This window comes from Ramlibacter sp. GS1-15 (assembly GCF_057785015.1).
This window is the reverse complement of record NZ_JBYNTU010000001.1, coordinates 943357-963836: the sequence shown is the minus strand read 5'-3', so window position 1 is coordinate 963836 and position 20480 is coordinate 943357. Positions and strand designations below refer to the sequence as shown.

The following is a 20480-nucleotide window of genomic DNA, read 5'->3' as shown; positions in this document are numbered from 1 at the left end:
AAGGTGGAACGACGTGGAACGTCAGGCGCTCGCGGTATCGAGCGCGTGGACGGACTGCGTGGCGGCCGACACCGCGCGCCGGAGACGGGTGGCGATGTCCTGCAATTGGGGAGCGGTGGCGATGAAAGGCGGCGCGAGAAGCACGTGATCGCCCGAGCGGCCATCGACGGTTCCGCCGAAGGGATAGCACAGCAACCCGGCCTGCATGGCGGCCGCCCTCACCACCGCATGCACGCGCAGCGCCGGATCGAAGGGGCGCTTGGTGGCGCGCTCGGCGACGAGTTCGATGCCCCAGAAGTAGCCGCGCCCGCGGATGTCCCCCACGTGGGGCAGGTCGCCGAGCGCTTCCTGCAACATGCCGGCGAACAGGGTTTCGTTGGCGCGCACGCGTTCGAGCAGCTTGTCGCGCCGGATCACGCGTTGCACGGCCAGCGCGGCCGCGCAGGCCACGGGGTGGCCCAGGTAGGTGTGGCCATGCTGGAAGAAGCCGCTGCCTTCGGTCATCGCCTCGACGATGCGCTGTTGCGCGAGCACGGCGCCCACCGGCTGGTAGCCGCCGCCCAGGCCCTTGGCGATCGCCACCAGGTCCGGGACCACGCCGAACTGCTCGAAGGCATAGAGCGAGCCGGTGCGGCCCATCCCGCACATCACCTCGTCGAGGATCAGCAGGACGCCGTAGCGGTCGCACACGCGCTTCACCGCGCGGAAGTAGCCGGGCACGGGCGTCAGCACGCCGGCGGTTGCGCCGCCCACGGTCTCGGCGACGAACGCGATGACGCGGTCCTTGCCGACCGACAGGATGGCGGTCTCGAGTTCGTCGGCCAGTCGCTGGCCGTACTGCTCCGGCGTCTCGCCCGGCCGCATCTCGCGGTACGGATAGCAAGGCGACACGTGCGTGGCATCGATCAGGATCGGCGCGAAGGGCGCGCGCCGCCACGCGTTGCCGCCGACGGCCAGCGCGCCGAGCGTATTGCCGTGATAGCTCTGGCGGCGGGCGATGAAGTGGGTCCGCTGCGGCTGCCCCGTCTCCACGAAGTACTGGCGCGCCATCTTCAGGGCGGCTTCCATCGCTTCGGATCCGCCGCTCACGAAATAGGCGTGGCTGAAACCGGGCGGCGCATGGGCGATCAGGTCGTCGGCCAGTTCTTCCGCGACCTCGGTCGTGAAGAAGCTGGTGTGCGCATAGGCGAGCTTGTCGATCTGCGCGTGCATGGCGGCGAGCACGTCGGGGTGCGCATGCCCCAGGCAGGACACGGCCGCACCGCCGCTGGCATCCAGGTAGTCGCGGCCATCGGCGCCGCGGATGAACATGCCGCGCGCACCCACGGCGACCGGGGGAACCTGGCGCAGGTGGCGGTGGAACACATGGGACGCGTGGGACATATGTACTTACTGTGCCATTTACGGAACAAATGTACCATTCGGCTGTACGCGGCGCAAGCGCAGCCCGGCATTGACGGTACATTGCCCCTATGTCCCTTCGCGAGACCATTCGCCAGCGCTTCGACGAATTCAGCCCGGCGTTCCGGGACGCCGGACGTTTCGTGCTGGACCGCCCGGCCGACGTCGTCACCGGCTCGATGCGGTCGGTGTCGGCCCTCACCGGGATCGCTCCCTCGAACCTGGTGCGCTTCGCCCAGTTCCTCGGCTACGAAGGCTGGCCCGCGCTGAAAGCCGATCTCGTCAAGGAGATGGGGCTCGACGCCGGCCACCATTACGGCCAGCGGGCCCAGAACCTGGTGAAGCGAGGCAAGGACAAGCACCTGTCCGCCGAGTTGTTCGCGGCCCAGCGCTCGAACCTCGAAGCCACCGAGCGGGCGGCCGGCGAATCGCTGCAGAAAGTCGCGACCCTCGTCGCCAAGGCCCAGCACGTGCATGTGGCGGGCTTTCGCGCGTGCTTTCCGGTGGCTTATTCGTTCGTCTACCTGTACCGGCTCTTCCGCGATACCGTCTCGCTGCTGGACGGGCTCGGTGGCTCGCTCGAGATGCAGGTGCGCGCCATCCGGCCGCACGACGCCGTCCTGGTCGTGAGCTTCGCGCCCTACTCGCGCGAGGCGCTCACCTGCGCGAAGGCCGCCAAGGACGCGGGGGCGAAGCTGATCGCCTTCACCGACAGCACGGTATCGCCGCTGTCGCTCATCGCCGACGAGACGATCCTGTTCGCGACGCACAGCCCGTCGTTCTTTCCTTCGGTGGCGTCGGCGCTGGCCTTGAGCGAGGCGCTGCTCGAAGCGCTGCTCAGCTCGGCCGGCGAAGCCGTCGTCGAGCGCCTCGCGAAGGCGGAGATGCAGCTGTTCAAGTCCGGGGCCTACCTGCAGCCGCCCAAGCGCCGATGAGAGGCGTGGGCCTCAGTCGTCCTCGCCGCCCGGCCCCAGCAGGTCCAGGCATTCGTCGAGCAGCGCGTGCAGCTGCACGACGCGGCGCGGGCCGAGCATCTGGTTGATGCCCTCCTGTGCCACGCGCCAGCGGCGCTGCGCCTCCTGGCGCTTCTCGCGTCCCGCAGCCGTGACACTCACGAGGCGGCTGCGGGCATCGGAGCCCGGCGAAATCTCGAGCAGGCCGGCATCGACCAGCGGGCGCAGGTTGCGCGTGAGCGTGGAAGGGCTCACCCGCATCTCGGCAGCCAGGTCGCCCGGCCGGATCGGCCCCAGTTTCACGACGTACGACAGCAGCGAGTACTGCGTGCCCTTCAAGCCGACCTGCCCGACCTCCGCGTCGTAATGCACGGCCACGCGGCGCATCAGCTGGCGCAGCTTGAGGTTGGTGCAACCCTGCGGCTTGACGGACATGTCCATGGCTGTTACTGTAGCCGAAACCGTTGCATATGCAAGTATTCGGAAAGGACGGGCGATGACGCAGGTGAGCGAGCTGGAGCGGTGGCTGGCGCAGGAGGCCGAGGTGCGGGCCCGGCTGGAAGCGGGCGTGGGCCCGGGCGTGGCCCGGCCGGACCAGGTGGCCGGCAAGAGCGGACTGGCGCTGATGCAGGCGATGCTGCGCGGCGAACTGCCCTACCCGCCGATCGCGAAGACGCTGGATTTCCAGCTGCTGGAAGTCGATGAAGGCCGCGCGCTGTTCCAGGGGACGCCCGGCCCCGCGCATCTGAACCCGATGGGCACCGTGCACGGCGGCTGGTACGCCACCTTGCTCGACTCCGCCCTCGGTTGCGCCGTCCACACCATGATGCCGCCCGGCCGCGGCTACACGACGGCGGAACTCGGCATCAATCTCGTGAAGGCGATCGGCTCCAAGGCCCCGCGCGTGCGCGCCGAAGGCAAGGTGATCCATTGCGGCCGCCAGCTCGCCACGGCCGAAGCGCGCCTGTACGGGCCCGACGGCACCTTGTACGCGCATGGCACGACGACGTGCCTGGTGTTCGAACTCAAATAAGGGATTCCAGCATCGCGCCCACCGCGAGGCACAGGCTGTCCTCGTTCGGCGCGGCGACGATCTGCAGGCCCATCGGCCAGCCGTTCACGCCGGTGGCGCCGGGCACGTTGACGCAAGGCGTCCCGAGCAGCGTCCAGGCGCGGTTGAAGGTCGATACACCGGTGGTCGCGTCACCTTCCGGCGGCTCGTCGGGCGCGCTCGGCGTGAGCAGCACGTCCACTTCGGCGAGCCAGGCGGCCGCGGCCACGCGAGCGCGCCTGGCCGTGGCCTGCGCCTGCGCATAGACCTCGTCGCTGACGTTGCGGGCTTCGCGCAGGTAGTCGCGCAGCAGCGGCGACAGCTGTTCCCGGTGCCACTCCATCTCCGCCGCCAGCGCGCGTGCCGCTTCCCAGCCTTGCACCGCGTCGTGCGCATGGAAGCACGCCTCGGCCCAGTACGGCAGGTCGCACTCGACCACGGTCGCGCCCGCTTCGCGCAGGCGTTGCTGCGCAAGCGCGAGTGCCTTGGCCGCACTGGCCGTGACCTCGCCCCACGCGTACGCCCGCGGCACGCCGATGCGCACATTGCGCGGAGCGGGCCCCGGCCCCGGCACGATACGGCCGCCGCTCACCGCACGCGCGAACTCGCCGACCTCGGCCACCGTGCGCGCGAACAAGCCCACCGTGTCGAGCGACCACGAAAAGCACTTCATGCCCGCCGTCGGCAGCACCCCGAAGCTCGGCTTGAAGCCGGCGATGCCGCAGTACGAGGCCGGACGGATGGTCGACCCGCCCGTCTGCGAGCCGATCGCCAGCGGCACCAGCCCCGCAGCGACGGCGGCCGCCGACCCCGAGGACGATCCGCCGGGCGTGCGACCGGTCGCGACCGGATTGACGGTCGGCGAAGGCTGCAGGTAGGCGAACTCCGTGGTCACCGACTTGCCCGCGACGAGTCCGCCCGCCTCGCGCACGATGGCGACCATCGCCGCCTCGGTCGAAGGCTGGTGCCCCGAGTAGATCGGCGAACCGTACGCCGTCGGGAAATCGGGCGTGTCGAAGATGTCCTTGATCGCGACGAGTCGGCAGGCCAGCGGCCCGTGCAAGGTCTGCGCGAGCTGCGTGGCCGAGGCATCGTCCCGGATCGCCGCGAACGCTTTCAGGCTGCCGTTGGCCGCGCGGATGCGCGCAAGCGCTTGCACGATGGCGGCCGGATCGTTCATGGAACGGGATTCCACCCCCCGCCGAGCGCCTTGTAAAGCTGCACCTGGTTCTGCAGCTGGGCCAGGCGTGCCTGCACCAGCACCTGCTGGTCGGCGAACAGCGTGCGCTGCGCGTCGAGCAGGTCGAGATAGCTCGCGACGCCGTTGTCGTAGCGCAGCTGCGCGAGCTTCAGGCGCGCGCTGTCGGCTGCGATGGCGCGGCTTTGCGCATCCACCTGCTCGCCGAAATTGGCGCGGCCGGCGAGCGCGTCGGCCACTTCCCTGAACGCGCTCTGGATCGCCTTTTCGTACTGCGCGACGGCGATGTCGCGCGACACGTTGGCCGAACGCAGGTTGGCGCTGTTGCGGCCGGCATCGAAAACGGTCAGCGCCACTGACGGGGCGACGGACCAGACGAAGGTGCCGCTCTTGAACAGGCCCGACAGCGCCGTGCTCGCGCTGCCCGCCTGCGCCGTGAGCGAAATGCGCGGGAAGAACGCCGCCCGCGCCGCGCCGATGTTAGCGTTCGCCGCGATGAGCTGCTGCTCGGCCTGCCGCACGTCGGGCCGCGCGGTGAGCACGTCCGACGGCAAGCCCGCCGGCAGGTCGGGGAAGCCGATCGCCGCGGTGCCCGCGGGCGTGCGGAAGTCGGCCGGCACCGGCTGGCCGAGCAGCAGCGTGAGCGCATCGAGGTCCACCGCGCGCTGGCGGCGCAGCGCGGCGTTCGTGGCGCGCGCCGTCTCGTACAGCGTCTCGGCCTGCCGCGAATCGATTTCGGACGCGACCCCGTTCTCGAAGCGCAGGCGCGTCAGGCGCAGCGACTCCTCGCGCGTCTTGAGTGTCTCCTGCGTGATCGCGAGCAGCTCGTCATCGGCGACCAGCGCAAGCCACGTGTTGGCGACGGACGCGACGAGCGTCATCTGCGCCGTCTTGCGGCCCTCTTCGCTGCCGAGGTACTGCGCGAACGCCGCCTCGCTCTGGCTGCGGATGCGGCCGAACAGGTCGATCTCCCAGGCCGAGACGGCCAGGCCCGCCGTGTACAGGCTGGCCGGCGTCGTCGAGCTGGTGGCGGTGGACTGGTGCGTGTAGTTCAGCCCCGCGCTCAGGGCCGGGAACAGGCTGGCACGCGCGACGTCCACCTGCGAACGCGCCAGCTCCACGTTGAGCATCGCGACGCGCAGGTCGCGGTTGTTCGCGAGCGCGGTGCGAACGAGGCCCTTGAGCGTCTCGTCGGTGAAGAAGTCCTGCCAGCCGAGCTGCGCGGCCGGCGTGCCCGACGCCGCGGCCGGATACGGGAACGAATCGGCGACCGGCGCCGCGGGCCGCTCGTACTTCGGGATCAGCGAGCAGCCGCCGACGAGCGCCCCGGCCGCGAGGGCGATGACGGCCTTCTTCATTCCGCACCTCCCTCGAGGTGATGCGCGTACATGCGCCGCTGCCGCTCGCTGCCCTTGAAGATCTTGCGCACCACGACGAAGAAGACGGGCACGAACAGCACCAGCAGCGACGTGGCCGTGAGCATGCCCCCCATCACGCCGGTGCCGATCTCGCGCTGGCTCGCGGAGCCCGCGCCCGAGGCAATGGCCAGCGGCAGCACGCCGAAGATGAAGGCCATCGAGGTCATGATGATCGGGCGGAAGCGCAGGTGCGCCGCCTCGATCACCGCGTCGTCGAGGCTCTTGCCCTGCGCGTGCAGGTCCTTCGCGTACTCGATGATCAGCACCGCGTTCTTCGCCGACAGGCCGATGATGGTCACCAGCGCCACCTTGAAGTACACGTCGTTCGGGAAGCCGCGCAGCCAGATGCCCAGCAGCGCGCCGATCACGCCCAGCGGCACGACCAGGATCACCGAGATCGGGATCGACCAGCTTTCATACAGCGCCGCCAGGCACAGGAACACCGCCAGCAGCGAGAACCCGAGCAGGATCGTCGCGGTGGAGCCCGACAGCTTCTCCTCGCGCGAGATGCCGGTCCATTCGTACGCGAAGCCTTGCGGCAGCTGCGCCGCGAGCCGCTCCATTTCGTCCATCGCTTCGCCGGTGCTGCGGCCCGGCGCGGCGTCGCCCGCCAGGCGCACGGCCGGATAGCCGTTGTAGCGCACCGTCTGCATCGGGCCGTTGATCCAGTGCGTAGCCGCGAAGGCGCCCAGCGGCACCGCCTGGCCCTTGCTGTTGTTGGTCGTGAGCTTCAGGATGTCGTCCGGCTGCATGCGCGCCGGTGCATCGGCCTGCACGATCACGCGCTGCAGGCGGCCCTTGTTCGGGAAATCGTTCACGTAGGACGAGCCGAACGCCGTGGAGATCGTCGAGTTGATCGCGTCGAAGGTCACGCCCAGCGCATTGGCCTTGTCGCGATCGATGTCGATCTGCAGCTGCGGTGCGTCTTCCAGGCCGTCGGGGCGCACGCCCGTGATCACCTTGCTTTGCGACGCCATGCCCAGCAGCTGGTTGCGGCCGTTCACCAGCGCCTCGTGACCGAGGCCGCCGCGGTCTTCCAGGCGGAAGTTGAAGCCGCTGGAGGAGCCAAGCTCCGGGATCGGCGGCGGGCTCAGCGCGAAGATGAACGCGTCCTTCACGCCCATCAGCGCGCCGAACGCGCGGCCGGCCACGGCCTGCGCCGTGTGCTCGTCGCCCTTGCGCTCGTCCCAGGGCTTGAGCGGCACGAAGACCAGCCCCGCGTTCTGCCCCTGCCCCGAGAAGGAGAAGCCCAGCACGCCTACCGTGTGCTGCACCTCGGGTTGCTTGAGCATGAAGTTCTCGACGGCGGCGATCGCGCGGCTGGTGCGCTCGATGGTCGCGCCCGGCGGCAGCTGCACGTTGACGATGATGTAGCCCTGGTCCTCGGTCGGCAGGAACGAGCCCGGCAGCTTCCAGAAGAAGAAGCCCACGGCCACGATCACCGCGGCGTACACCGCCAGGGCCCGCGCGACGTGCCGCAGGATCTTCGCGACGAAGCCTTCGTAGCCCTTGGCGGTGCGCTTGAAGCCGCGGTTGAAGCCGCCCCAGAAGCCGCCCTTCTCGATGTGGTGGCCCGCCTCGACCTGCTTGAGCAGCGTCGCGCACAGCGCCGGCGACAGCGACAGCGCCATGAAGGCCGACACGGCGATGGACGACACCATCACCGCGGAGAACTGCTTGTAGATGTTGCCGACCGAGCCGCTGAAGAAGGCGAGCGGCACGAACACCGAGATCAGCACCAGCGTGATGCCGACGATGGCGCCCTGGATCTGGCCCATCGCCTTCACCGTCGCCTCGCGCGGCGGCAGGCCTTCCTCGCTCATGATGCGCTCGACGTTCTCGACCACCACGATGGCGTCGTCCACCACGATGCCGATCACCAGGATCATGCCGAACATGGTGAGCACGTTGATCGAGAAACCCAGCGCGAGCAGCGACGCGAAGCTGCCCAGCAGGGCCACCGGCACGACGATCGCGGGGATCACCGTGTAGCGCCAGTTCTGCAGGAACAGGTACATCACCAGGAACACCAGCACCATCGCCTCGAGCAGGGTCTCGACCACCTGTCGGATCGAGATGTCCACGAAACGCGAGCTGTTGTACGGGATCTCCCACTTCATGCCGGCGGGAAAGAACTTCGAGAGCTCCTCCATCCGCGCGCGCACGGCCTGCGCCGTGGCGAGCGCATTGCCCGTGGGCGACAGCTGCACGCCGATGCCGGTGGCAGGCTTGCCGTCGATGCGCGCGGACACGGCGTAGCCCTGCCCGCCGAGCTCGATGCGCGCGACGTCGCGCAGCCGCACCGTGGAGCCGTCGGTGTTCGCGCGCAGCACGAGGTTGCTGAACTGTTCGGGCGACGTGAGCTGGCCGTTGACGACCACCGTCGCCGAGATGCTCTGCCCGGGGATGTTGGGCAGGTCGCCCATGGTGCCGGCAGACACCTGCGCGTTCTGCGCACGGATGGCCGCGTTCACTTCGGCCATCGACAGGTTGAAGGCCACCAGCTTGGTCGGGTCGACCCAGATGCGCATCGCGCGCTCCGTGCCGAAGAGCTGCGCCTGGCCCACGCCCGGGATGCGCTGGATCTCGGGCAGGATGTTGCGCGACGCGTAGTCGCCCAGCGCAACCGGGTCCCACGCGGGATCGTCGGACGAGAGGATGGTGAACAGCAGGAAGTTCGAGCGCGACTTGTCGACGCGAACGCCCTGCTGCGTCACCGCCGCGGGCAGGCGCGGCGCCGCGCGCGACAGGCGGTTCTGCACGTCGACCTGCGCGAGATCGGGGTTCGTGCCCGATTCGAACGACAGCGTGATCGAGCCGGTGCCGTTGGCCTGCGCCACCGACTCCATGTAGATCAGGCCCGGCGAGCCGTTCATCTCCTGCTCGATGATGGAGAGCACCGTCTCCTCGAGCGTCTGCGCCGAGGCGCCGGGGTAGACGGCCGACACCTGGATGGTCGGCGGCGCGACGGTGGGGTATTGCGCGACCGGCAGCCTGGTGATCGCCACGCTGCCCAGCACGAGCACGAACAGCGCGATCACCCACGCGAAGACCGGACGGTCGATGAAGAACTTCGCCATGGTCGCTTACTTCTTCGCGGCGGAAGCGGAAGCGGAGGCCGGCGCCGAAGCAGCGGGTGCTGCGCCCGGCGGCGTCCATGCCACGGGCTTCACCGGCGCGCCCGGGCGGATCTTCTGGAAGCCTTCGACGATCACCTGCTCGCCCGGGTTCAGGCCGCCCAGGATCACCCAGTTGCCGGCCTGCTGGCTGCCCACCTTCACGGGGCGCGGGCTCACCTTGCCTTCCTTGTCGACGACCATCACGGTGTCGCCCTGGCCCGAGCGCGTCACGGCCTGCTGCGGCAGCAGCACCGCGTTGCCGACCTTCGCCTGTTCGAGGCGCACGCGCACGTACATGCCGGGCAGCAGCAAGCCGTTGGCGTTGGGCACTTCGGCGCGCAAGGTCACCTGGCCGCTGGTCGGATCGACGGTGAGATCGGAGAAGAGCAGGCGGCCCGGCTGCGGGTAGTCGGTGCCGTCCTCCAGCACCAGCTTGACCTGCGCGCTCTCCTGCCCCGGCGCGCGCTTGAGTTTCCCCTCGGCCAGCGAGCGGCGCAGCTGGATCACCTCCGTCGACGACTGCGTGAAGTTCACGTACATCGGGTTGATCTGCTGGATCGTCGCGAGCTGTGTGGCTTCGCCCTGCCCGACCAGCGCGCCCTCGGTGACCAGCGCGCGGCCGATGCGGCCGCTGATCGGCGCCGTGACCGTGGCGTAGCCCAGGTTGATCTGCGCGGTGCGCACGGCGGCCTTCGCGGCGGCGACCTGCGCGTCGGCGGCCTTCTCCGCCGCGACCGCATTCGCATAGTCCTGCTTGCTGATCGCGTTGGCCTCGACCAGCGGCTTGTAGCGCTGCGCGAGCGCGGCGGCCTGGCCGTAGTTGGCCTGCGCCTGCGCCAGTGAGGCCTGCGCGCTCGCGGCCTGCGCCTGCAGCGGCGCCGAATCGATCTGGAACAGCGCCTGGCCCGCACGCACGTCGCTGCCTTCGCGGAACAGCCGCTTGAGCACGATGCCCGCCGCCCGCGCGCGTACCTGCGCGACACGCGACGCCTCGGTGCGTCCGGGCAGTTCGGTGATCAGGCCGACTTCACCGGGTCGCACCGTGACAACCGCGACTTCGGGCGGTGGCATGCCGCCGGCGGGCTGGGCGCTGCCCTGACCGCAACCGGCGAGAACGGCAGCGGCAAGCACGGCAATCGACGCGAACGACGAACGGGACGAGCGCAAGTGGGCCATGGATGCTGATTCTTGTTGGGATAAGCCGGAATGGCGCAGGCGCTGCGGGGTGGCCGCGGCCCGGGCAGTATAGAGAATCGACAAGCTTCTGCTGACAGCAATACTGACAGCAGAATTAGCTCGGCAGTCCCGTATCCAGCGCCTTCGCGAGCCGGAACGCCGCTATGCGTCCCTGGTAATAGCCTTGCACCGTGGCGAAGCGCTGGTAGCCGTGCAAACCATAGAACGCGAGCGCCACCGGGTTGTCGGCCCGGGCCTCCAGCTCGATGCGCGCGCAGCCGGCCGTCCATGCGCATTTCTCGAGCCACTCGAGCAGATGCGCGCCGACCCCGTGCTCGCGCCGCGCCGGGCTGACGGCCAGCAGCGACAGGTGTGCCTTCTCGTCGCCGTACTGCATGATGCCGAAGCCGGCCAGCAGCTCGCCCTCGTGCGCGACGGCCACGTTGGTGGACTTGTCGCGGATCGCGCGGCGCACCCGCTCCGGCGTCCAGCTCCATGCGAGGCCCTGCTCGATCTCCGCGCGCGACATCTCGGCGATGGCGCGGGCGTCACGCAAGGTGGCCAGGCGAATCGTCGGGACCGACAGCATGGGAAACAGCATAGCCGCATAATGTTTTTCATGCGACTCCTGCACACCATGCTGCGTGTCGGCGACCTGCAACGGTCGATCGACTTCTATACACGGGTGCTCGGCATGAAACTGCTGCGCACCACCGACCGCCCCGACCAGAAGTACACGCTCGCATTCGTCGGCTACGGCACGAACCCGGAGCACGCCGAGATCGAGCTCACGTACAACTATGGTGTCGACAAATACGAGGTCGGCACCGCCTTCGGCCACCTCGCCCTGGGCGTGCCCGATGTGTATGGCGCATGCGACACCATCCGCAAGAACGGCGGCAACGTCACCCGCGAGCCCGGGCCCGTGAAGGGCGGGACGACCGTGATCGCGTTCGTGACGGACCCGGACGGCTACAAGATCGAGTTGATCGAGCGACAGGGCGAATAGCCCTGCCGGCCTCGAGCGCCTACCGCAGCCTTTTCAGCAGCGATATCCGTACGTCGGACGGTGCGATGCCGCCCTTCAGCGCCGACGCGATGTCCTGGCGCTCGTCGACCACCTCGATGCGCGTGATGGTGTTGAACTCGTTGCGCGAATAACGCAGCGTCCCGATGTACACGGCCGCCGCGCCGTCCGGCACGTCGAAGTAATAGCCGCCGGGAAACCACAGGCGATCCCCCGTCATCACGTCCAGGTGCACCATTGCGCCGTTGACGAAAGTCCGCCTGCGCGTCGCCTTCACCAGGAACGGCTCGCCCCATTTCGCCTCGATGGCGCTCGAGAAATCGGAGCCGTCGAGCCGCGACGTATCGACCGGTCTGAATTCGCCCGCCGTCGCGACCAGGACATGGCCCAGCATGTGCGCGTCGCCGATGGCGTTCCAGTGCGTCTTCTGCTCGTAGCGCGGATCGAGCGGCGGATCGAGCACGACCTTCCCGATCACCACCACTTCGGACGCGCCGGCGCGCGGGCCGGTGGCGGCGGGCAAGGTGTGCGGCAGCGTGCAGGCCTGCAGCGCCAGGCAGCACAGGAGCAGCAGGGCCCTCATCGCATCTGCGCCAGCTCGCGCCTGATCCGCTCCGCGATCGGCGCCGGCATGTCCTTCGCGTCCTTCAGGATTTCCTCGAGCAGCTCGCGCCGCGACGGCGCGCCCGCGGCGGCCAGCACCTCGAACTTGCCCGGCTCGAAGAAGCCGGTCTTCGCGTCCTTGAGCTTGTACGACCCGACGTGATAGACGCCCGGCGCCTTGATGACGACCGCGCCCACCTCGTCGCCCTGCTTGCCGAAGGAGTAGGTATAGGTGACGTTGCTGCAAAGAAAGCCCAGGCAGCGCTGCCCGGACGCCGAGTACAGCTTGTGCGCGCCGTTCGGGAGCGCCATGGTGTAGTAGAGAAAGCCGCCCTTGAACTCCTTGATCGCCGTCGGGTAGTAGGGCTCGCTGGTCTGCGGGCGGAACTGGTAGATGTGGATGCTGTCCAGGCGGTTGGCCGCCACGTCCTCGATGTTCAGCCAACCGTAGCCGAGCGAGCGGTCGCTGAAGTCCGTCACCTGCGTGCCGGTCGTGCCGCAGCCCGCCACGGCGAGTGCCAGGATCACTGTCGCGATGAATCTCAAGATATCCTCCTCTGCGATGTTCGCGCCGCGCAGGTTAGCACTTCGCGCGAACGCGGCTCGCAGAGGTCAGCGCAGGCCCTTGGCCTCGCGGGCCAGCTTCTCGATCCGCGCCCAGTCGCCCGCATCGACCGCGTCCTGCGGCGTGATCCAGGACCCTCCCACGCACGCGACGTTCGGCAGCGCGAGGAACTCCGCGGCATTCGCCGGCGAGACGCCGCCGGTCGGGCAGAACAGCACGTCGCCGAACGGGCCTTGCCAGGCCTTGAGCATCGCGGCGCCGCCGGCGGGGACGGCGGGAAAGAATTTCAGCGCGTGCCAGCCGTCGTCCTGGGCGGCCATGATTTCGCTGCTGGTCGCCACGCCCGGCAGGTACGGCAAGTCCAGCTCGCGGATGGCTCGGCCCAGCGAAGACGTGTAGCCGGGGCTCACGAAGAACTTCGCACCCGCCTTGGCGGCAGCCTCCGCATCGGCGGCGCTGCGCACCGTGCCGGCACCGACCACCGCATCGGGCACCTCGCGCGCGATCGCCTCGATGCACGCGAGCGCCGCCTTCGTCCGCAGGGTCACCTCCAGCATGCGGATGCCGCCGGCGACCAGCGCGCGCGCCAGCGGCACCGCTTGCCCAGCGTCGGCGAGCACGATCACCGGGATGACCGGCGCGTCGTGCATCACGTCCCGGGCCGTGAGTTTCATGTCCATGTGCAGGCTCCTTGTTCGGCCGTGAGTGCGTTGCGGCGGAACGCGGTGAAGAGTTCACGGCCGATGCCGTGGCGGTTCGATTGTTTCAGGTTTTCGGGCATGGGCGCGGCCTCGCGCGCGGCCCACTCCGGCGCCGGCACCAGCGCCTCGAGCGTGCCCTGGTTTGCATCGAGGCGCACGACGTCGCCATCGCGCAATTTCGCGAGCGGCCCGCCGTCGGCGGCTTCGGGCGTGACGTGGATCGCCGCCGGCACCTTGCCCGACGCGCCGCTCATGCGGCCATCGGTGACGAGCGCCACGCAATGCCCTTTGCCCTGCAGCACGGCCAGCGGCGGCGTGAGCTTGTGCAACTCGGGCATGCCGTTGGCCTTGGGCCCCTGCCAGCGCACGACGCACACGATGTCGCGCTCCAGCTCGCCCGCCTTGAAGGCCTTCTGCAGATCATCTTGCGAGTCGAACACCCGCGCGGGCGCCTGAATCACATGGCGATCGTCGGGCACCGCGGAGGTCTTGATCACGCTGCGCCCGAGGTTGCCGGTGAGCAGGCGCAGGCCGCCCGTGGGGCTGAACGGATCGGTCGCGGGACGGACGACATTGACGTCGCGCGAGGCGCCGATGTCGTGCCACTGGAGTGATGGCGCCCCCGCCGGAATGCGCGTGTACTCGCGCATCCCGCCCTCGCGCACCGTCAGCACGTCCTCGTGCATCAGGCCGGCATCGAGCAGCTCGCGGATCACGAAGCCCGGCCCGCCCGCCTGCTGGAACTGGTTCACGTCGGCCTGGCCGTTCGGGTAGACGCGCGCCAACAGCGGCGTCACGGCCGAGAGCTGCTCGAAGTCGTCCCAGTTGATCGTGATGCCCGCCGAGCGCGCGACGGCGACCCAGTGGATCAGGTGATTGGTCGATCCGCCCGTGGCCAGCAGCGCCAGCATCGCGTTGACGATCGCGCGCTCGTCCACCATCCGCCCGATCGGCGTGAAGCGGCGCGATTTGATGATGGCGAGCGCCGTGCGCACCGCCTCGCGCGTCAGCTCGTCGCGCAGGCCGTCCTGCGGGTTGACGAAGGCCGCGCCCGGCACGTGCAGGCCCATCGCTTCCAGGAGCATCTGGTTGCTGTTGGCCGTGCCATAGAAGGTGCAGGTCCCTTGCGTGTGATAGGCCTTCTCCTCGGCCTCGAGCAGTTCCTTGCGGCCGACCAGGCCCTGGGCCGCCTGCTCGCGCACCCTGGCCTTCTCGCTGTTCGACAGGCCGCTGGGCATCGGTCCACCCGGCACGAACACCGTCGGGATGTGGCCGAAGTGCAACGCCCCGATCAAGAGGCCCGGCACGATCTTGTCGCAGATGCCCAGCATCAGCGCGGCGTCGAACACGTCGTGGCTCAGTGCCACGGCCGTGCCCAGCGCGATGGTGTCGCGCGAGAAGAGGCTCAGTTCCATGCCGGCCGTGCCCTGCGTCACACCGTCGCACATCGCCGGCACGCCGCCCGCCACCTGCGCCGTCGCACCGAGCTTGCGCGCTTCGGCCTTGATGATGTCCGGGAAACGCGCGTACGGCGCGTGGGCCGACAGCATGTCGTTGTACGCGGTGACGATGCCGATGTTGGGCGCGTGCTCGGCCACCACGCGGAACTTGTCGTTGTCCGGCAGCGCGGCGAACGCATGGGCCACGTTGGCGCACCCCATCCGGTCGTCGCCGCGGCCGCCGGCCGCCGCATCGTCGATCAGTCGCAGGTAGGCGGTGCGCTCGGGCGCGCTGCGCCGGCGGATGCGCTCGGTCACCGCGGCCACCGTGGTGTGAAGTTTCATGGCTTCATCCTAGCAAGACGTGCACCGCAGAGGTGGGCTACGATTTGCGCTCATGATCGAAGTGCTCAAGCCCCTGCGCGACCCGGCGGCCATGCTGGAGCGCACCCTCACCGATTGGGGCGGGCACGAGGACCTGTGGGTCTTCGGCTACGGCTCGCTCATCTGGCGCCCCGAGTTCGATTTCGCCGAGCGCCGGCCCGCCAAGGTGCACGGCTGGCACCGCGCGCTGAAGATGTGGAGCCGCATCAACCGCGGCACGCCCGACAGGCCGGGCCTGGTGTTCGGCCTGCTGTCGGGCGGCTCGTGCCACGGCATGGTGTTCCGCATCCCCAAGGCGAGCGGCCGCGAGGTGCTCGCCGCCTTGTGGGCACGCGAGATGAAGCTGGCGATCTACGACCCGAAGTGGCTGGCCTGCCACACGACGCAAGGCCCGGTGCAGGCCCTCGCGTTCACCCTGTCGCGCAAGAGTCCCAGCCACACCGGCGTGCTGACGCCCGAGGAATACCGCCGCATCTTCACCGAGGCGACCGGCATCTACGGCACGACCTACGATTACGCGCACCGCACGCTCGAGGAGCTCAGGCGCCACAACATCCGCGACCGGGGACTGGAGAAGCTGCTGCGGCTGCTCGAGGGTTAGGCCTACTTCTTCTCGCCGCGGGCGACGAGGGAGCCGAAGTTCGACACGTTCTGCTGGTGGATGTTCGGATTGCCCCAGTAGGTCACGGTGCCCACTCCCGCGACCACGACCTTGAAGTCATCGGTCACCCACAGCTCGGTGTTGCCCGCCCCGCTGATCTGCACCGACGCGTTGCGCGCGCGCAGTTTTTCCGCATCGACCCTGCCCGCGCCCGAGACGCGCAGCGTCAGGTCCTCCACGGCGCCTCCCAGCGTCGCTTCGCCGGCGCCCGAAATGTCGAAGCGCAGGCTGTCGGCGGCGAGGTTGGGCAGGCGCACGTCGCCCCGGCCGGAGATGCTCACGCGCAGGTCGTCGGTGCGGATCGGCCGCGTCGCCACGACGTCGCCCGCACCTGAGATCGACAGCAGGTGGATCTGCTTCATCTGCACGCGCAGCAGGATCGGCTCGCGGTTCCAGAACTTCCATTCGCCCTCGGTGCTCACGCGCAATTCGCCGCTGCGCGACACGTGCAGGCTCACCGCACGCTGCACGTCCGCGTCGCCGACCACGGTGACCACGTCCTTGTCCGACTGGGCGAGTTCCACGTGCGCCACGCCGGCGATCACCAGCCGGTCGAAGGCGCCGGGCGTGTACGACTGCGAGGGCTGCTGCGGCCACGCCGGCGCGCCGACCAGCAGGGTCGCGGCCAGCGCCCACATGGCGAGCACACGGTGCTTCATAGCGATTGCTCCCGCAGTCTGCGCGACACCTCGCGGCTGGCCGTGAACTGCTCGCCGCCGCGCATGCGCACCACCAGCTGCGAGGTGTCGGACGGCGTCATGGAGTCCACGAATTCGAGGTTGACGATGCAGCCGCGATGCAGCTTGAGGAAGCGCTGCGGGTCCAGCCGCTGCTCGAAGCCGGTGATGGGCACGCGCACCAGGTAGTTCTTGCCGCCGCTCGCGACCGAGGTGTACTTGTGGTCCGACTGGAAATGCTCGATGCGATCCACGGCCAGGGGCACGATCGCGCCGCGGTCGCGCACCAGGATGCGCGTGAGCGGCTCGGCCGGCGTGCGCGTGTCGAGCGCCTCGAGCGAGGCCGGCGGTTCGCCGCGGCGCGCCAGCGCATGCTCCACCGCCTCGTCGAAGCGATCGCGCGAGAAGGGCTTGAGCAGGTAGTCGATCGCGTGCAGCTCGAAGGCGACCAGCGCATGCTCGTCGTAGGCCGTGGTGAAGATCACCGCCGACGCGATGCCTTCGTCGCGCATGGCACGCACCACGTCGAGCCCCGTGCGGCCCGGCATATGGATGTCGATCAGCACCAGCGCGGGCTGCAGTTCGCGGATGCGTTCCAGCGCCGTGTCGCCGTCGGCACACACGTCCACCAGCGAAAGGTGCCGCGACTGGCGCACCCAGTCGGCCAGCGATTCGGCGGCCAGCGGCTCGTCTTCGGCAATGAGGGTGGGAATGGGCGTTGTCATGCGGTCTGCGGAATCCAGAGGTCCACGCGGAAACCCTGCTGCGGCGCCGTGTGGATGGTCATGCGGGCCTGGCCCTCGAAGTCCAGCGCGAAGCGGCGACGCAGCGCGGCAAGGCCGATGCCGCGGCGCTGGCCGGCGGCGGGCTGCGCATCGAGCAGTTGCGGGTCGCAGCCGGCGCCGTCATCGTGCACGCTCAGGTGCAGCGCGCCGGCCTCGGCATCACGCGCGCTGGCGATGGCCACGGTGCCGCCCTGGGCGCGCGGCGCGACGCCATGCACGATGGCGTTTTCCACCAGCGGCTGCAGCGACAGCGGCGGGATTTCGTCCCGCAGGGTCGCCGGGTCGAGCGACCAGTCCACGCGCAGCCGCGGCCCGAGCCGGATCGCTTCCAGCGCGAGGTAGTTTCGTACGAACTCCAGCTCCTCGGCCAGCGACACGCGATCGCCGGTGTCGCGCTGGGTCGCGAGCACGTAGCGCAGCATGCCCGAGAACTGCAGCAAGGCGTCCTCGGCCCGCTGCGGGTCCTTGCGCGTCAACGCGATCACCGAATTCAGCGTGTTGAAGAGGAAGTGCGGGTTGAGCTTGCCGCTGATCGCCGCGAGCTCCGCGCGGGCGAGGGCGGCCTCGGCCTGCGCGGCGGCGATCGCGCCGGCCCTCGCCCTGCGCGAGGCGAGCACCGCAGTGAACGTCGCGGCCAGTCCCGCATAGACGACCACGCCGACGATCTCGCGCGTGAGCAGGCCCTGGAACAAGGTGGCCGTGGCGTGCTCCATGCCGAAGAACCACGCGTCGGCCACGAACTCCAGCCCCTGCCACAGGCGGCCGAAAAGCAAGGCGGCCACGACGTGCGCGCCCACGTGCCAGGGCATGGCGAGGCGCCGGTCCTCGACCCACTGCATCCAGGGAATCGCCAGCGCGCCCAGCAATGCCGCGGGCCACAGCGCCCAGGTGGCCTGGTACAGCGCCGGCCACACCGACCAGCTGCCGCGCTGCGACTCCAGGCCCGCCAGGATGTGCATCAGCCACGCCAGCACGCAAGCCAGCGCGTACCCCAGCCAGAGGCGGCGGTCGCGGGCCAGGGACATCGTGGGGGGCCGGGTCATGCGGCAATACTATCCCGCAGCCCAGCCGCAGGGCCCGCCGGTGCGACGAACTGCCAGCTGGGTGGGATGGACCGTCGCTGCGGCCCTGGACAGGACGCTAGCGCGCCGCCAGCAGCAGCTCCGCCTCGCGCAGGTCGGTGAGCGTGTCGATGTCCGTCACGATGCCGATGTCGTCGAGGTCCATGCCGTGCACCGCACCGACGGTCGCCTGCGTGCGCACGACCGATTGCGCCCCGTTGGGACCGCTCAGCTCCCGCAACGCGCTCTCGCACACCTCGCCGAAACCCACGGGGTGGCCGCGCTGGCCGTGGTAGTGCGGCACCACGACATCGAAATGCACCAACGCATCGGCGACGGCGCGCAAGGTGTCGGGCAGGATCAGCGGCAGGTCGCCCGGCAGGACCAGCCAGCCCGTGGCGTCCGAGGTGGCGCGCACGGCCGCGGCGATCGAATCGCCCATGCCGGCATGCCGCGATTGCTCGAGGTGCCAGCGCAGGCCGCTCGCCCTCACGGCATCGAGCGTCCATTCGAGCACCGGCCGGCCCCCGAGCAGCGCCTGCAGCTTGGGCACGGTGCCGCCGGAGGCGGCGAAGCGCTCGCCGCGGCCGGAGGCCAGCACGAGCACGACGGGCGAAGTCATTCGGCATTGTGATGCGAGAATCGGGCGATGAGCAACATCTCCCCGAAGCTTGCGGAGCTGAGGAAGAGTTACGAGCGCGCCGAGTTGAGCGAGGACGCCTCGCACGCCGATCCGCTGCAGCAATTCGACCAGTGGCTCGGCGAAGCGATCGCCGCCGAAATCCCCGAGCCGAACGCGATGACGCTGGCCACCGTGGCGAGCAACCTGCGGCCAAGCACGCGTGTGGTGCTCATCAAGGGTTACGACGAGCGCGGCATCGTCTGGTACACCAACTACGACAGCCGCAAGGGCCAGGAACTGGCGGGCAACCCCTACGCTGCCTTGCAGTTCCACTGGGTGGAGCTGGAACGCGTGGTGCGCATCGAAGGCCGCGTGGAGAAGACCTCGGCCGAAGAAAGCGACGCGTACTTCGCCAGCCGTCCGCTGGACTCGCGCATCGGCGCCTGGGCCAGCCCGCAAAGCCAGGTGATCGCCAGCCGCACGGTGCTGGTGACGAACGCCGCCAGGTTCAGCGCTCAGTTCATGCTCAACCCGCCGCGCCCGCCGCACTGGGGCGGCTATCGCCTGGTGCCGGACGAATGGCAGTTCTGGCAGGGACGCCGCAGCCGCTTGCACGACCGGCTGCGGTACAGCCGCGAAGGCGGGCAGTGGCTGCGGGAGCGGCTGGCACCCTGAGCGATCACGCGAGCAACGTCATCACCAGCGCCAGGGTCGGCACCCCCAGCAAGGTCGAGATCGCGACGGCGGCGGTGACCGTGTCCTGCGCGACCTGGTAGCGCTGCGAGAACAGGAACACGTTCGCGCCGATCGGCAAGGCGGCGGCGACGATCATCACGTCGCGTTCCACGGCGCCGAGCGCCATCCACGCGGCGAAGACGGCCACGAGCGCGGGATGTAGAAGATTCTTGGCGACCGCGAGGCCGAGCGCACCGCGCCATTCGCCACGCACGCGCGTGGCCGCGAGCGTGGCACCGACGAGGATCAGGGCGAGCGGGCCGAAGGCGGTGCCCAGCCACTGCAGCGGCTTGTCCACCACGGGCGGCAGCGTGAACCCCGCAGCCGCGAACACCAGGCCCGCGATGATCGGCAGCGGCACCGGATGGACGATTCCGTTGCGCAATGCGAGCAGCACCGTACGGGCCATCGAACGCGACGCGTGGGCGTGCTCCTCGCGCAGCACCGCGAGTTCGAGCACGACGGTCGCGGTCGTCAACAGCACCACCGCATGCACCGAGATCAGCGTGAACAGCGCCACCAATCCCTGCTGGCCGTACGCCAGCCCGACCAGCGGGATGCCGATCATCACGTTGTTGCTGTAGGTGTTGGCCAGGGCCAGCACGGCGGCGCGCCGGTTGAAGCCGCGCAAGGCAAGCGTCCCGGCGAAGATGACGGCGACCGCGATGAAGTAGCTCGCGACCGGCCGGAAGTCCAGGTGCGCGACGTCCACCTTGCTCATCGTGCGAAACAGCAGTGCCGGCGTGAGCACGGTGAAGACGACGTTCGACAGCTTGCGCACGCGCGCGGGTCCCAGCCACCCGAGCCGCCCGGCGACGAAGCCCAATGCCGACACCGCAATGACAGGACCCAGCGGGGCCAGTACGGCGAGTTGCATGCCCGCATTGTGCTCAAGCATTAAGAT

Annotated in this window: 21 protein-coding genes; 5 read left to right on the top strand and 16 right to left on the bottom strand. The window is 69.4% G+C overall.

All coding sequences use genetic code 11. The features are described from left to right. Window positions 1-21: 21 nt before the first annotated feature. Entirely contained in the window at window positions 22-1383 is a 1362-nt protein-coding gene (locus AC3EF3_RS04745; RefSeq protein WP_488531003.1) for an aspartate aminotransferase family protein, read from the bottom strand. Window positions 1384-1472: 89 nt separating this feature from the next. On the opposite strand from AC3EF3_RS04745, the gene AC3EF3_RS04740 reads away from it, so the two are divergent. Beyond that, window positions 1473-2336, top strand: coding sequence for a MurR/RpiR family transcriptional regulator (locus AC3EF3_RS04740; RefSeq protein ID WP_488531002.1), 864 nt, complete (start codon window positions 1473-1475; stop codon window positions 2334-2336). A 12-nt stretch (window positions 2337-2348) separates the two neighbouring features. Here the strand turns inward: AC3EF3_RS04740 and AC3EF3_RS04735 are convergent, their stop codons facing one another. Then, the gene (locus AC3EF3_RS04735; protein ID WP_488531001.1) at window positions 2349-2795 is read right to left on the bottom strand and encodes a MarR family winged helix-turn-helix transcriptional regulator; all 447 of its coding nucleotides are present in this window, start codon (window positions 2793-2795) and stop codon (window positions 2349-2351) included. Window positions 2796-2850: 55 nt separating this feature from the next. Between AC3EF3_RS04735 and AC3EF3_RS04730 the strand changes: the two genes are divergently transcribed. Beyond that, entirely contained in the window at window positions 2851-3387 is a 537-nt protein-coding gene (locus AC3EF3_RS04730) for a PaaI family thioesterase (protein WP_488531000.1), read from the top strand. Here the strand turns inward: AC3EF3_RS04730 and AC3EF3_RS04725 are convergent. The 5 genes from AC3EF3_RS04725 to AC3EF3_RS04705 form a co-directional block, all read right to left on the bottom strand. Continuing rightward, window positions 3380-4585, bottom strand: a complete 1206-nt coding sequence (locus tag AC3EF3_RS04725) for an amidase (RefSeq protein WP_488530999.1) — start codon at window positions 4583-4585, stop codon at window positions 3380-3382. The genes AC3EF3_RS04730 and AC3EF3_RS04725 overlap by 8 nt on opposite strands. After that, window positions 4582-5961, bottom strand: coding sequence for an efflux transporter outer membrane subunit (locus AC3EF3_RS04720; protein ID WP_488530998.1), 1380 nt, complete (start codon window positions 5959-5961; stop codon window positions 4582-4584). Before AC3EF3_RS04720 ends, AC3EF3_RS04725 begins: the two co-directional genes overlap by 4 nt. Then, window positions 5958-9101, bottom strand: coding sequence for an efflux RND transporter permease subunit (locus tag AC3EF3_RS04715; RefSeq protein WP_488530997.1), 3144 nt, complete (start codon window positions 9099-9101; stop codon window positions 5958-5960). The genes AC3EF3_RS04720 and AC3EF3_RS04715 overlap by 4 nt, the downstream gene beginning before the upstream one ends. Before the next feature lie 6 nt (window positions 9102-9107). Beyond that, complete coding sequence (locus AC3EF3_RS04710; protein ID WP_488530996.1) at window positions 9108-10316, bottom strand: efflux RND transporter periplasmic adaptor subunit; 1209 nt, start codon at window positions 10314-10316, stop codon at window positions 9108-9110. Window positions 10317-10431: 115 nt separating this feature from the next. Continuing rightward, entirely contained in the window at window positions 10432-10905 is a 474-nt protein-coding gene (locus tag AC3EF3_RS04705) for a GNAT family N-acetyltransferase (protein WP_488530995.1), read from the bottom strand. Window positions 10906-10935: 30 nt separating this feature from the next. Here AC3EF3_RS04705 and gloA point away from each other — a divergent pair, with 30 nt between their 5' ends. Further along, the gene (gloA, locus tag AC3EF3_RS04700; RefSeq protein ID WP_488530994.1) at window positions 10936-11325 is read left to right on the top strand and encodes a lactoylglutathione lyase; all 390 of its coding nucleotides are present in this window, start codon (window positions 10936-10938) and stop codon (window positions 11323-11325) included. Between the two features lie 19 nt (window positions 11326-11344). On the opposite strand, the gene AC3EF3_RS04695 is transcribed toward gloA, so the two are convergent. The 4 genes from AC3EF3_RS04695 to edd all read right to left on the bottom strand — a co-directional run bounded on the left by AC3EF3_RS04695 (window position 11345) and on the right by edd (window position 14996). After that, window positions 11345-11926: a hypothetical protein gene (locus AC3EF3_RS04695; RefSeq protein ID WP_488530993.1), complete on the bottom strand. Its 582-nt coding sequence runs from the start codon at window positions 11924-11926 to the stop codon at window positions 11345-11347. Beyond that, complete coding sequence (locus AC3EF3_RS04690; RefSeq protein ID WP_488530992.1) at window positions 11923-12492, bottom strand: hypothetical protein; 570 nt, start codon at window positions 12490-12492, stop codon at window positions 11923-11925. The genes AC3EF3_RS04695 and AC3EF3_RS04690 overlap by 4 nt, the downstream gene beginning before the upstream one ends. A 66-nt stretch (window positions 12493-12558) precedes the next feature. Next, a complete protein-coding gene (eda, locus tag AC3EF3_RS04685; RefSeq protein WP_488530991.1) occupies window positions 12559-13191 on the bottom strand; it encodes a bifunctional 4-hydroxy-2-oxoglutarate aldolase/2-dehydro-3-deoxy-phosphogluconate aldolase in 633 nt (210 codons plus the stop codon). Further along, window positions 13182-14996: a phosphogluconate dehydratase gene (gene edd / locus AC3EF3_RS04680; protein ID WP_488530990.1), complete on the bottom strand. Its 1815-nt coding sequence runs from the start codon at window positions 14994-14996 to the stop codon at window positions 13182-13184. The genes eda and edd overlap by 10 nt, the downstream gene beginning before the upstream one ends. 52 nt (window positions 14997-15048) lie before the next feature. On the opposite strand from edd, the gene AC3EF3_RS04675 reads away from it, so the two are divergent. After that, complete coding sequence (locus tag AC3EF3_RS04675) at window positions 15049-15636, top strand: gamma-glutamylcyclotransferase (protein WP_488530989.1); 588 nt, start codon at window positions 15049-15051, stop codon at window positions 15634-15636. A 2-nt stretch (window positions 15637-15638) separates the two neighbouring features. Here AC3EF3_RS04675 and AC3EF3_RS04670 read toward each other — a convergent pair whose 3' ends face one another. From AC3EF3_RS04670 to AC3EF3_RS04655, 4 genes are all read right to left on the bottom strand, one after another. Next, entirely contained in the window at window positions 15639-16355 is a 717-nt protein-coding gene (locus AC3EF3_RS04670) for a head GIN domain-containing protein (protein ID WP_488530988.1), read from the bottom strand. Further along, window positions 16352-17098 carry a LytR/AlgR family response regulator transcription factor gene (locus AC3EF3_RS04665; RefSeq protein ID WP_488530987.1) on the bottom strand — a complete coding sequence of 249 codons (747 nt, stop codon included), beginning with the start codon at window positions 17096-17098 and terminating at the stop codon, window positions 16352-16354. Before AC3EF3_RS04665 ends, AC3EF3_RS04670 begins: the two co-directional genes overlap by 4 nt. Next, the gene (locus tag AC3EF3_RS04660) at window positions 17095-18201 is read right to left on the bottom strand and encodes a sensor histidine kinase (RefSeq protein ID WP_488530986.1); all 1107 of its coding nucleotides are present in this window, start codon (window positions 18199-18201) and stop codon (window positions 17095-17097) included. The genes AC3EF3_RS04665 and AC3EF3_RS04660 overlap by 4 nt, the downstream gene beginning before the upstream one ends. 97 nt (window positions 18202-18298) lie before the next feature. Beyond that, window positions 18299-18841, bottom strand: a complete 543-nt coding sequence (locus AC3EF3_RS04655) for a nucleotidyltransferase family protein (RefSeq protein WP_488530985.1) — start codon at window positions 18839-18841, stop codon at window positions 18299-18301. 27 nt (window positions 18842-18868) lie between these two features. Here AC3EF3_RS04655 and pdxH point away from each other — a divergent pair, with 27 nt between their 5' ends. Next, window positions 18869-19516 (top strand): pyridoxamine 5'-phosphate oxidase, encoded by a 648-nt coding sequence (gene pdxH / locus AC3EF3_RS04650; protein ID WP_488530984.1) that lies wholly within the window; start codon window positions 18869-18871, stop codon window positions 19514-19516. 4 nt (window positions 19517-19520) lie between these two features. Here the strand turns inward: pdxH and AC3EF3_RS04645 are convergent, their stop codons facing one another. Continuing rightward, entirely contained in the window at window positions 19521-20453 is a 933-nt protein-coding gene (locus AC3EF3_RS04645) for an AEC family transporter (protein ID WP_488530983.1), read from the bottom strand. Window positions 20454-20480: the final 27 nt, after the last annotated feature.